The organism is Acidobacteriota bacterium (assembly GCA_009861545.1).
Lineage (GTDB): Bacteria > Acidobacteriota > Vicinamibacteria > Vicinamibacterales > UBA8438 > WTFV01.
This window is the reverse complement of sequence record VXME01000074.1, coordinates 1-12,919: the sequence shown is the minus strand read 5'-3', so window position 1 is coordinate 12,919 and position 12,919 is coordinate 1. Positions and strand designations below refer to the sequence as shown.

The window sequence follows — 12,919 nt, the reverse complement described above, 5'->3', positions numbered from 1 at the left end:
GGGGGGGGCGGGGGGCGCGGGGGGGGGGGGGGGGGGGGGGGGGGGGGGGGGGGGGCGGGTTGTTTGGGGGGGGGTACGCGACCGCGTCCGACGCGTTTCCTTGATCGACGGAGAGGGCTTCAACCGTGCAGCACATCCTGCCGAAGAACGTATATCGCGAGCGCATCGATTTCTCCAAGATCCGCGCGGCGGTTCCGATCCCGAACCTCATCGAGATCCAGAAGAAGTCGTACGAGCGCTTCCTGCAGATGAACCGGATGCCGGCCGAGCGTGAGGACGCCGGTCTGCAGTCGGTGTTCAAGTCCGTCTTTCCGATCAGCGACTTTCGGGAGAACTCCTCGCTGGAGTTCATCGACTACTCGATCGGCGACTGGGAGTGCAAGTGCAAGCGCCTGAGCGGCCTGCAGCATCTGCGGCAGCCGTGCTCGCAGTGCGGCGCCGTGCTAGAGGCCGACCCCTACGGCGAGCGCGAGGTCATCTGCCCGTCGTGCGGCGCGGCGGACAACGTGCGCGGCACCGTGTGCGACGTGTGCGGCGAGACCGTCGGGTTGCAACTGAAGTACGACGTCCAGGAATGCCAGGAACGGGGCATGACCTATTCGGTGCCCCTCAAGGTGACGATTCAGCTCGGCGTGTGGAACAAGGATCCGGACACCGGGGTGAAGTCGATCCGGGACATCAAGGAGCAGGAGGTCTACTTCGGCGAGATTCCGTTGATGACCGACAACGGGACGTTCTTCATCAACGGCACCGAGCGCGTCATCGTCTCGCAGTTGCACCGGTCGCCGGGCGCGTTCTTCCACTCGGAGGACAAGGCCGCCTTCGTCGCGCAGATCATTCCGTACCGCGGATCGTGGGTGGAGTTCGAGTACGACGCCAAGAACCTGCTGTACGTCCGCATCGACCGGAAACGCAAGTTCCTGGCCACCGTCTTCCTGCGGGCGCTCGGGCTGCACGATCCGGATGACATCATCCGGGCCTTCTACACGGTGGAGCGCATCGTCGCCACCGGGTCGGCTCTTGCCTGGGCGGTCAGCGACACCCTGGTCGGCCGGCGCGCGGCAGCCGACGTCGAGGGGGCCGGCGGCGACGTGCTGGTCAGGAAGCAGCGCAAGCTGACGCGCACCGGCATCGAGGCGCTCAAGCGGGCCGGCATCGCCTCGGTCGAGCTGGCGCCCGAGGAGCTCACCGGCGCCTTCGCGGTGGCCGACGTCGTCGATCCGGAGACGGGCGAGGTGATCCTCGAAGCGAACGAGGAGCTCACGCCGCGCCTCGTGGCGATGGCGCAGGAGAAGGAAGTCGGCGCCATCGAGGTTTTCTTCCCCGAGCAGGACGAGGTCGGCCCGGTGCTGTCGGCGACGTTGAAGAAGGATCCGATCAAGACGCACGAGGAGGCGCTGATCGAGATCTACCGGCGGCTGCGGCCCGGCGATCCGCCCACCCTCGACAGCTCGCGCTCGCTGTTCGAGAGCCTGTTCTTCAACCCGCAGAAGTACGACTTCTCGCGGGTGGGGCGGCTGAAGCTGAACACGAAGCTCGGTCTCGACACCTCGCTGGACGAGCGCGTCCTGCAGCCGCAGGACTTCTACGAGGTCATCCGGTATCTGCTGACCCTGCGGCGGAATCCGTCGAACGTGGACGACATCGACCACCTCGGCAACCGGCGCGTGCGGTCGGTCGGCGAGCTGCTCGAGAACCAGTTCCGAATCGGTCTGGTGCGGATGGAGCGGGCCATCAAGGAGAAGATGTCCGTCTATCAGGAGATGGCCACGGCCATGCCGCACGACCTGATCAACGCCAAGCCGGTGATGGCCGCGATCCGCGAGTTCTTCGGTTCGTCGCAGTTGTCGCAGTTCATGGACCAGACCAACCCGCTGTCGGAGATCACCCACAAGCGGCGCCTGTCGGCGCTCGGCCCGGGCGGGCTGTCGCGCGAGCGGGCGGGCTTCGAGGTGCGCGACGTGCACCCCACCCACTACGGCCGGATCTGCCCCATCGAGACGCCGGAGGGCCCGAACATCGGGCTGATTTCGTCGCTGTCGTGCTACGCGCGCATCAACGAGTTCGGCTTCATCGAGTCGCCGTACCGCACCGTCAAGACGGGCCGCGCCGTCGACTACGTGAAGATCGCCAACGCGGGCGGCACGAAGTTCAAGGTGGGCGACGTCGTCGAGGCGGCCGAAGCCGAGGCCGAGAACGCGGCGGCGAAGCGCCGCAAGAAGCGCCCCGCGGAGTACGAGCCGCACTCCTTCTACCTGTCGGCGTGGGAGGAGGACAAGTACGTCATCGCCCAGGCGAACGCCAAGCTCAACGACGAGGGCGATCTCGTCGACGAGCGGATCAACTCGCGCGAGGCCGGGAACTTCGTGCTCGCGGAGCGCGAGAAGGTCGAGTTCATCGACGTCTCGCCGAAGCAACTGGTCTCGGTGGCCGCGTCGCTGATTCCGTTCCTCGAGAACGACGACGCGAACCGCGCGCTGATGGGCTCGAACATGCAGCGGCAGGCCGTCCCGCTGCTGCGCGCCCGCGCGCCGTTCGTCGGCACGGGCATGGAGTACATCACGGCGCGCGACTCGGGCGCCGTCGTGACGGCGCGCCGCACTGGCGTGGTCGACTTCGTGGACTCGCAGCGGATCGTGGTGCGCGTCGAAGGCGAGCAGTCCGGCGCCGGCGCGTCGAGCGAGATGGGCGCCGACATCTACAACCTGACGAAGTTCCGGCGATCCAACCAGAACACCTGCATCAACCAGAAGCCGATCGTGCGGGTGGAGCAGCGGGTGGACAAGGGGCAGGTGCTCGCCGACGGGCCGTGCACCGAGCGCGGCGAGCTGGCGCTGGGGCGCAACGTGCTCGTCGCCTTCATGCCCTGGCGCGGCTACAACTTCGAGGACGCCATTCTCGTCTCCGAGCGTCTGGTGAAGGACGACTACTACACTTCGATACACATCGAGGAGTTCGAGATCGAGTCGCGCGACACCAAGCTCGGACCCGAGGAGATCACCCGCGACATCCCGAACGTCTCCGAGGGCTTCCTCAAGGATCTCGACGAGAGCGGCATCATCCGCATCGGCGCCTACGTCAAGCCGTCGGACATCCTGGTCGGCAAGGTCACGCCCAAGGGCGAGACCCAGCTCACGCCGGAGGAGAAGCTGCTGCGCGCCATCTTCGGCGAGAAGGCGGGCGACGTGCGCGACGCGTCGCTGCTCTGCCCGCCCGGCATCGAAGGCATCGTGGTCGGCGTCCGGATCTTCTCGCGCAAGGGGATCGAGAAGGACGACCGCGCCAAGGCGATCGAGGCCGAAGAGCTGGAGATGATGGAGAAGAACCTGCAGGACGAGATCCGCATCCTGCACGACGAGGTCAAGAAGCGGCTGCTCACCCGGGTCAAGGGGCAGAAGCTGGCCGCCGACCTCTACGACGAGTTCGGGACCGAGCGGCGCCTCGAGCAGGGAACGGTGCTCACCGAGAAGATCATCCGCGAGCTGCCCTTCACGGAGCTGGCGCGGGTGCGGATCGAGACCGAGGACGCCGCGCTGGAGGACGAGCTGCAGGCGCTCGAAATGCGCACCGAGCGGCAGGTCGAGGTGATCCGGCAGCTCTTCGAGGAGAAGAAGGAGAAGATTCGCCGCGGCGACGAGCTCCCGCCGGGCGTCATCAAGCTGGTCAAGGTGTACGTCGCGATGAAGCGCAAGCTGTCGGTGGGCGACAAGATGGCCGGCCGCCACGGCAACAAGGGCGTCATCGCGCGCATCCTGCCGGAAGAGGACATGCCGCGCCTGCCGGACGGGACGCCGGTGGAGATCGTTCTCAATCCCCTCGGCGTGCCGTCGCGCATGAACGTCGGCCAGATTCTGGAGACGCACCTGGGCTGGGCGGCCCACCAGTTGGGGCTGTACTTCGCTTCGCCCGTCTTCGACGGCGCACGCGAGCCCGAGATCAAGCAGTGGCTCGACAAGGCGGGGCTGCCGACCGGCGGCAAGACGACCCTGTACGACGGGATGAGCGGCGAGCCGTTCGAGCAGAAGGTGACCGTCGGCTACATCTACATGCTGAAGCTGTCGCACCTGGTCGACGACAAGATCCACGCCCGCTCGATCGGGCCGTACTCGCTGATCACGCAGCAGCCGCTGGGCGGCAAGGCGCAGTTCGGCGGACAGCGGTTCGGCGAGATGGAGGTGTGGGCGCTCGAGGCCTACGGGGCCGCGCACATTCTGCAGGAGTTGCTGACGGCGAAGTCGGACGACGTGACGGGCCGCGCCAAGATCTACGAGGCGATCGTCAAGGGCGACGCATCGTTCGCCCCGGGCCTGCCGGAGTCGTTCAACGTCCTGATCCGCGAGTTGCAGGCGCTGTGCCTCGACGTCGATCTGATCAAGACCCGGACGCCGCTGGTCGAGGCCGCGGCGGTCGATGCGGAGTCCGGCGACGGCGATGCCGGAGAGGAGTCCGCCGTCGACGTCGCTTCGGCCATGCTCGAAGGCGCCGACGGCGAGGCGTGAGGGAAGGAACTCCATGCGACCCAGCTTTGCAGACCGCAGTTCCCTGACCGTCGATTTCGACGCCATCCGGATCACCCTCGCGTCCCCGGAGAAGATCCTGTCGTGGTCGCACGGCGAGGTGACCAAGCCGGAGACGATCAACTACCGCACGTTCAAGCCGGAGCGCGACGGGCTGTTCTGCGCGAAGATCTTCGGGCCCGTCACCGACTGGGAATGCCTGTGCGGCAAGTACAAGCGGATGAAGCACCGGGGCGTCATCTGCGACAAGTGCGGCGTGGAGGTGACGCAGGCCAAGGTGCGCCGCGAGCGCCTCGGCCACATCACGCTGGCCACGCCGGTCAGCCACGTCTGGTTCTTCAAGGGCCTGCCGAGCCGCATCGGCCACCTGCTCGACATCTCGCTGCGCGACCTCGAGCGCGTGCTGTACTTCGAGGCGTACGTCGTCATCGATCCCGCCGACAGCGGCCTGAAGGAGAACCAGCTTCTGACGGAGGAGGAGTACCGCAAGGCGCTCGAGGAGCACGGCGCGTTCCACGCGCAGATGGGCGCCGAGGCGATCAAGGAGCTTCTGCGCACGGTGGAGATCGAGGATCTGGCGGTCGAGCTGCGGCAGAAGATGCGCGACGAGACCTCGGTCCAGAAGAAGCTGAAGTACGCCAAGCGCCTGAAGGTGGTCGATTCGTTCCGGCGCTCGACGAATCGTCCGGAGTGGATGATTCTCGACGTCATTCCCGTCATTCCCCCCGAGTTGCGGCCGCTCGTGCCGCTCGACGGCGGGCGCTTCGCCACTTCCGACCTGAACGACCTCTATCGCCGGGTCATCAACCGGAACAACCGGCTGAAGAAGCTGATCGAGCTGAAGGCGCCCGACGTCATCATCCGCAACGAGAAGCGGATGCTGCAGGAGGCGGTGGACGCCCTGTTCGACAACGGCCGCCGCGGGCGCGTGCTGCGGGGCGCCAACAACCGCCCGCTGAAGTCGCTGTCCGACACCCTGAAGGGCAAGCAGGGGCGCTTCCGCCAGAACCTGCTCGGCAAGCGGGTCGACTACTCGGGGCGCTCGGTCATCGTGGTCGGGCCGGAGCTGAAGCTGCACCAGTGCGGGCTGCCCAAGAAGATGGCGCTCGAGCTGTTCAAGCCGTTCATCTACAACAAGCTCGAGCAGCGCGAGATGGTCGCGACCATCAAGCAGGCGCGCGAGATGGTCGAGCAGCACGAGCCGGAGGTCTGGGACATCCTCGAGGAGGTGATCCGCGAGCACCCGGTGCTGCTGAACCGCGCTCCGACGCTGCACCGCCTCGGGATTCAGGCCTTCGAGCCGGTTCTCGTGGAGGGCAAGGCGATTCGGATCCACCCGCTGGTCTGCACCGCGTTCAACGCGGACTTCGACGGCGACCAGATGGCCGTGCACGTGCCGCTGTCGCCGGAGGCGCAGATCGAGGCGTCGGTGCTCATGCTGTCGTCCAACAACATCATGTCGCCGTCGAGCGGGACGCCGATCGCCGTGCCCTCGCAGGACATCGTGCTCGGCTGCTACTACCTGACCAAGGCGAATCCGCATGCGAAGGGCGTGGGCCGGATCTTCGGCATCGAGGAGGGCGAGGACGGGAAGCCGCGGCCGATGCGGAAGGCCGACGCGCTGCCGGTGTTCCGGAACGAGGAGGACGTGCTGCTGGCGCTCGAGTCGGGCGACGTCGAGACGCTGACGCCGATCCGCTTCCGGCTGAGCGGTCCGTACATGGACCTGGCCGCCGGGCGCGACGATCAGGACGTCCTGCACACGGCCGTGCAGAAGCTCGATCGAGAGATCATCGAGACCACGGTCGGCCGCGTCGTCTTCAACCACGCGCTGCCCGACGAGATCCCGTTCGTGAACGGCCTGCTCAAGAAGAAGGGCCTGCAGCAACTGGTGCAGTACAGCTACCTGCGCCGCGGGCTCGAGTTGACGGTGCAGATGCTCGACCGCCTCAAGGACCTCGGCTTCCTCTACGCGACGAAGTCCGGGATGTCGATCGGCATCAACGATCTCGTGATCCCGGAGGAGAAGGCGCGGCTCGTCGACAGCGCGCGGGAGAGCGTCATCGAGGTCGAGAAGCAGTACAACGAGGGCGCCATCACCGACCGCGAGAAGAAGAACAAGATCATCGACATCTGGTCCGGCGTCACCGAGAAGATCGCCGACGAGATGTTCGTCGGCATGGAGAATCTCGATCAGGACGGACAGGCGTTCAACCCGGTCTTCGTCATGGCCGATTCCGGGGCCCGGGGCAGCAAGCAGCAGATGCGGCAGCTCGCCGGGATGCGGGGGTTGATGGCGAAGCCGTCGGGCGAGATCATCGAGACGCCGATCACGTCGAACTTCCGCGAAGGCCTGACCGTGCTGCAGTACTTCATCTCGACGCACGGCGCGCGCAAGGGACTGGCCGACACGGCGCTCAAGACCGCCGACTCCGGCTACCTGACGCGCCGTCTGGTGGACGTGGCCCAGGACGTCATCATCTCCGAGATCGACTGCGGCACCATCGACGGCATCGAAGCGCAGGCGATCGTCGAGAGCGGGGAGATCATCGAGCCGCTGCGCGACCGCATCATCGGCCGCGTCTCGCTCGAGAGGGTGTGCGATCCGGTCAGCGGCAAGATCCTGGCCGAGCCCAACACGGAGATCGACGAAGAGCTCGCGTCCGAGATTCAGGAGGCCGGCATCGAGACGGTCAAGATCCGGTCGGTGCTCACCTGCGAGTCGCGCCGCGGCGTGTGCGCACGCTGCTACGGACGCGATCTGGGAACCGGCAAGCTGGTGGAGCTGGGATTGGCCGTGGGGGTGATCGCGGCGCAGTCCATCGGCGAGCCCGGCACGCAGCTCACCATGCGGACCTTCCACATCGGGGGCACCGCGTCCGGTTCGGAGCAGTCGACCCACGTGAGCAAGCACGAGGGCGTCGTCGAGTTGAAGGGCGTGCAGGCGGTGTGGTTCGACGCGCAGGGCAAGGCCGTGCCCACCGGCAGCGCCGACGCCCGCGAGGGCGTCGTCATGAACCGGACCGGCGAGCTCATCGTCCGGGATTCCCAGGGGCGGCTGCGCGAACACTACGAGCTGGTCTACGGCGCCCGCCTGAAGGTGCGTCCGGGAGAGACCGCCGAGATCGGCGAGACGCTGGTCGAGTGGGATCCCTACACGCGGTCGATCCTCACCGAGAATTCCGGCGTCGTGCACTTCGAGGACATCAAGAAGGACATCACTTTCGAGGAGAAGTTCGACGAGGTGACCGGCCTGACCGAGCGCATCATCATCGACGCGCCGGAGGAGAAGCAGCCCGCGATCCGGATCGTCAGCCGGCACCCGATCCCGATGGGCGCGGTGCTGCACGTGAGGAAGAGCGGCGCGGAGGTGGCGGCGGGCGACGAGCTGGCCACCGGGCCGCACGGCGAGCCGGTCCAGGCGGGCCAGGCGGGCAAGGTCCGGTTCGAGAACATCGACAAGCACGTGGTACAGATCGAGGACGTCGAGCACCGCTACGAGATCCCGGCCGGCGCGGCGATCCAGGTGTCGAACGGCGCCCAGGTGTCGGCGGGCGACGAGCTGGCGGGTCCGCCGGACGGCGCCGCGATCGTGGCGGAGCAGGCGGGCCGGGTCCGGTTCGAGGGCGGCGATGCCGGTGCGGACGAAACGGCGCCGGCGGCCGTGGTGATCGAGCAGCGCGTCGTGGGCGAGGACGATGCGGGCGTCGTCGCGGAGGCGCTTGCCGCCATTCCGTTCCGGGCGGGCGAGAAGCGCCGGGTCGTCGGCGGGGCGCCGGGCGAGAAGAAGTTGCCGGTGCTGGCGATCGAAGGGCGCCGCTATCCCATGCCGGCGCGCGCCCATCTGATGGTGAGCGACGGCGACCAGGTCCACGCGACCGACGTGCTGGCGAAGATCCCGCGCGAGACGACGAAGACCAAGGACATCACCGGCGGTCTGCCGCGCGTCGTGGAGCTGTTCGAGGCGCGCAAGCCGCGGGAGACGGCGGTCATCAGCGAGATCGACGGCACGGTCAAGCAGGGCGGCATCGTCAAGGGCGTCCGGAAGATCATCATCGTGCCCGACGAGCCGGGCGCGGAGCAGCGCGAGTACTCCCTGCCGCGCAGCGTCCACCTCAATGTCCAGGAGGGTGATCGGGTACGGGCCGGCGACCCGCTCATGGACGGACCGTCGAACCCGCACGACATCCTGAGCGTGCTGGGGGAGAAGGCCCTGCACAGCTACCTGGTCAACGAGATCCAGGAGGTCTATCGGCTGCAGGGCGTGGCCATCAACGACAAGCACATCGAGGTGATGGTCCGGCAGATGATGCGCTGGGTGAAGATCGAGGACGTGGGGGACACGGAGCTTCTCGTCGACGAGCAGGTCGACCGGTTCCGGTTCGCGGCCGAGAACGAGCGCGTGCTCGCCGAGGGCGGGCAGCCGGCCACCGGCCGGCCGCTCCTGCTCGGGATCACCAAGGCGTCGCTGTCGACCGATTCGTTCATCTCCGCGGCGTCGTTCCAGGAGACGACGCGGGTTCTGACCGAGGCGTCGATCTCCGGCAAGGTGGACCATCTGCGTGGCCTGAAGGAGAACGTGACCATGGGACGGCTGATTCCGGCCGGCACCGGGTTCGACTACTACCGTCAGGTCCGGATCGAGGCGGACGAGCCGCCGCCGCCGCCGTTGTCGGACGACCTGGACGCGGAGCACGAGATGGACTACTTCGTCGATCCGGACGAGCGGGGGGTGGCCCGGAGCGCGGTGGGGGCCGTCGACACGTTGAGTCCGCTCGGGGCTCGGGAGACGCGGGTGCGAGAGGGAATCTAGGAGTCTGCGCCGAAACGCCGAGCCAGCGAGGCGTTTCGGGGCGCCAGCAGTCCGGGCGCGAGCCGTCGCGGGGGCGGGAAGCCCGCGGAAAGCGGCCTGCCTTGTGCTGCATTCGGTTTGGTGGTAGTATCCGTGGGTTTTGTCGGTGCCGGGAAACCCTATCCGGCTCCGGCCCGTCCGAAAGAGGCGGAGTCTTTCACGGACCTCTTTCCAGCGCTCGGCGGTTCGCGGGTGAGCGAGAGCCGCGGGTCGCCTGCACGGCGAGCAAACTGATTTAGGGTCAACTGGTCGAGGCGCCAAGGGACCGCCGGTTTCGCGACGGTCGCTTCAAGGTTTCGGCCGCAACTGTCGGGTGTCGGACGCTCATCCGGTTTGGGCGGGCGTGACGTCAAGCGAGGGAGTACCGGTGCCGACGATTAGCCAGCTCGTCCGCAAGGGACGGGAACGGGTCGTCAACAAGACGAAGAGCCCGGCCCTGCAGGGCTGCCCGCAGAAACGGGGCGTCTGTGTTCGCGTCTTCACGCAGACGCCGAAGAAGCCGAACTCGGCCCTCCGGAAGGTGGCGCGGGTCCGGTTGACCAACGCCATCGAGGTGACGAGCTACATCCCCGGCGAGGGGCACAACCTGCAGGAGCACTCGCTGGCCCTGATCCGGGGCGGGCGCGTGAAGGATCTGCCCGGCGTGCGGTATCACGTCGTGCGGGGGACGCTCGACACCGTCGGGGTGGCGGGCCGCAAGCAGAGTCGATCGAAGTACGGCGCGAAGCGCCCGAAGTCGTAGTCAGGGCCGGGGGAGATCAGTCGCGATGCCACGCAGACGAGAAGTGCCGAAGCGCGAGGTGCCGGCGGACCCCGTGTACAACAGCACGCTGCTCACGAAGTTCGTGCGCATGATCATGAAGAGCGGCAAACGGAGCGTCGCCGAAGGCATCGTCTACGGCAGCCTCGACATCATCAAGGAACGGACCGGCGACGATCCGCTCAAGATCTTCAAGCGGGCGGTCGACAACACGAAGCCGAGCCTGGAAGTGAAGTCGCGGCGCGTCGGCGGATCGAACTACCAGGTGCCGGTCGAGGTGACGCAGAATCGACGCCTGTCGTTGAGCATCCGCTGGTTGACCTCGTACGCGCGCAGCCGCGGCGACGGCAAGACGATGCGGGAGAAGCTGGCGAACGAGCTGATCGACGCGTCGAACCTCCGGGGCGGCTCGGTGAAGAAACGGGAAGATACGCACCGCATGGCGGAGGCCAACAAGGCATTTGCGCACTACCGCTGGTAGGGGTGCGCCGGTGGGATCGGGCGGCGGTGGAGTCGCAGGAACGGAACAATCGTGAGCACGGCTGATTCGATTATCGCAACGCCGAGGAATACGAAGTCGCGGCCCGCGCCGCAGGCGACGCACGAGATGGCCAGATCGGTTCCTCTCGATCGGACCCGGAACATCGGCATCATGGCCCACATCGATGCCGGCAAGACGACCACGACCGAGCGCATTCTCTTCTACACGGGGATCACGTACAAGGTCGGCGAGGTTCATGACGGCACCGCCGTGATGGACTGGATGGCGCAGGAGCAGGAGCGCGGCATCACGATTACGTCGGCGGCGACGACCTGCGTCTGGCGCGACCACCGGATCAACATCATCGACACGCCCGGCCACGTCGATTTCACGGCCGAGGTGGAGCGCTCGCTGCGCGTGCTGGACGGATCGGTCGCGGTGTTCGACGCGGTGGCGGGAGTGGAGCCGCAGACCGAGACCGTCTGGCGGCAGGCGGACAAGTACCGGGTCCCCCGCATCTGCTTCGTCAACAAGATGGATCGCGTCGGGGCCGACTTCGTCCGCACCCTCGAGTCCATCCGGACCCGGCTCGGCGCCAATCCGGTGGCCCTGCAGCTCCCGATAGGTTCCGAGGGCCGGTTCGAGGGCGTGGTCGATCTCGTGCGCATGAAGGCGGTTCGCCACAACGGCGAGTCGCTCGGCGCCCCGCCGACGATCGAGGAGATTCCCGAGGCGTTGCGCGAGCAGGCGATGGTGTACCGGGAGCAGTTGGTGGAGAAGGTCAGCGAGGTCAACGACGACCTGCTCAACCGGTATCTGCACGGCGAGCCCCTGCCCGAGGCGGAGGTTCGCGCCACCATTCGCCGGCGGGCGATCGAGTCGCTGCAGGGCGAAGAGAGACCGTTCGTGCCGGTGCTGTGCGGGTCCGCCTTCAAGAACAAGGGCATACAGCCCCTGCTCGACGCCATCATCGACTACCTGCCGTCGCCGGAGGACGTGCCGCCGATTTCCGGCATCAATCCCCAACGGGCCGCGGACGACGACGGCTACGTGGTCGCGCGGCCCGCGGACGACGCGGCTCCCTTCTCGGCGCTCGCGTTCAAGGTGATGACCGATTCGTACGTCGGGCAGTTGACCTTCATTCGTGTCTACTCGGGGGTCATGAAGACCGGCGCGACGGTGCTCAACACGGGGCGCGGCCGCAAGGAGCGGATCGGCCGCCTGTTGAAGATGCACGCCAACAAGCGCGAGGAGATCAAGCAGGTCTGCGCAGGCGACATCGCCGCCGCGGTCGGCCTGAAGAGCGTCGGCACCGGCGACACCATCTGCGATCCGCAGCACGCGGTGGTGCTCGAGTCGATGGAGTTCCCGAGCCCGGTGATCAGCCTGGCGATCGAGCCGAGCTCGAAGGCCGACCAGGAGAAGCTGGGGCAGGGCCTGGGGAAGCTCACCGCGGAGGATCCGACCTTCCAGGTGCGGACGGACGAGGAAATCGGCCAGGTCGTCATCTCCGGGATGGGCGAGCTGCACCTCGAGATTCTCGTCGACCGCCTGAAGCGGGAGTTCGGGGTGGAGGCGAGCGTCGGGCGTCCGCAGGTCGCCTACAAGGAGACGCTGACCCGTCCGTCGGAGGGCGAAGGACGCTACGTCAAGCAGACGGGCGGGCGAGGCCAGTACGGACACGTGAAGATCCGCGTGACGCCGGGCCGGCCGGGCGCCGGTTTCGAGTTCGTCAACGAGATCTTCGGCGGTACCGTGCCGCGCGAATACATCCGGCCGGTGGAGCAGGGCATCCGCGACGCGATGACGACCGGCGTGCTGGCCGGCTACCCGATCGAGGACGTCACCGTGACGCTCTACGACGGCTCCTACCACGAGGTCGACTCGTCGGAGGGCGCGTTCCAGATCGCGGGCGTCATGGCCTTCCGCCACGCGGCGCAGCGGGCCGGGGCGGTCCTGCTCGAGCCGGTGATGCGGATCGAGGTGGTGGTGCCCGAGGAGTACATGGGCGACGTCATCAGCGACCTGAACTCGCGGCGCGGGAAGGTCCGCTCGATGGAGGCGCGGGGCGGCAGCCAGATCGTCAACGCGCGCGTTCCGCTGGCCGAGATGTTCGGATACGCGACGGAGCTGCGTTCGCGGACGCAGGGCCGTGCGACGTACTCGATGCACTTCGACCGCTACGAGCCGGTGCCGGAGAGCGTCAGCGAGCAGATCGTGGCGCGCATTCAGGGTAAGTGAGAGGTTTCCATCGATGGCGAAAGAGAAGTTCGACAGGTCGAAGCCGCACGTGAACATCGGTACGATCG

General features: G+C 67.2%; 5 protein-coding genes and 1 pseudogene. 5 read left to right on the top strand and 1 reads right to left on the bottom strand.

Features of this window, described 5'->3' with window-relative positions:
* Positions 1 to 77: pseudogene (locus tag F4X11_12190) on the bottom strand (energy transducer TonB).
* A gap of 171 nt (positions 78 to 248) precedes the next feature.
* Here F4X11_12190 and rpoB point away from each other — a divergent pair.
* The 5 genes from rpoB to fusA all read left to right on the top strand — a co-directional run bounded on the left by rpoB (position 249) and on the right by fusA (position 12,851).
* The gene (gene rpoB, locus F4X11_12185) at positions 249 to 4,499 is read left to right on the top strand and encodes a DNA-directed RNA polymerase subunit beta (protein MYN65772.1); all 4,251 of its coding nucleotides are present in this window, start codon (positions 249 to 251) and stop codon (positions 4,497 to 4,499) included.
* Between the two features lie 13 nt (positions 4,500 to 4,512).
* Positions 4,513 to 9,330, top strand: a complete 4,818-nt coding sequence (gene rpoC / locus F4X11_12180) for a DNA-directed RNA polymerase subunit beta' (protein ID MYN65771.1) — start codon at positions 4,513 to 4,515, stop codon at positions 9,328 to 9,330.
* A 406-nt stretch (positions 9,331 to 9,736) separates the two neighbouring features.
* On the top strand, positions 9,737 to 10,111 hold the full coding sequence (locus tag F4X11_12175; GenBank protein MYN65770.1) for a 30S ribosomal protein S12: 375 nt from the start codon (positions 9,737 to 9,739) through the stop codon (positions 10,109 to 10,111).
* A 25-nt stretch (positions 10,112 to 10,136) separates the two neighbouring features.
* Positions 10,137 to 10,610, top strand: a complete 474-nt coding sequence (gene rpsG, locus F4X11_12170) for a 30S ribosomal protein S7 (protein ID MYN65769.1) — start codon at positions 10,137 to 10,139, stop codon at positions 10,608 to 10,610.
* 126 nt (positions 10,611 to 10,736) lie between these two features.
* The gene (fusA, locus tag F4X11_12165; protein ID MYN65768.1) at positions 10,737 to 12,851 is read left to right on the top strand and encodes an elongation factor G; all 2,115 of its coding nucleotides are present in this window, start codon (positions 10,737 to 10,739) and stop codon (positions 12,849 to 12,851) included.
* The last annotated feature ends 68 nt before the right edge of the window (positions 12,852 to 12,919 follow it).

Coding starts and splice junctions, on each gene's coding strand:
- rpsG (MYN65769.1), top strand. CDS start 10,137: ATGCCACGCAGACGAGAAGTGCCGAAGCGCGAGGTGCCGGCGGACCCC.
- rpoC (MYN65771.1), top strand. CDS start 4,513: ATGCGACCCAGCTTTGCAGACCGCAGTTCCCTGACCGTCGATTTCGAC.
- rpoB (MYN65772.1), top strand. CDS start 249: ATGAACCGGATGCCGGCCGAGCGTGAGGACGCCGGTCTGCAGTCGGTG.
- fusA (MYN65768.1), top strand. CDS start 10,737: ATGGCCAGATCGGTTCCTCTCGATCGGACCCGGAACATCGGCATCATG.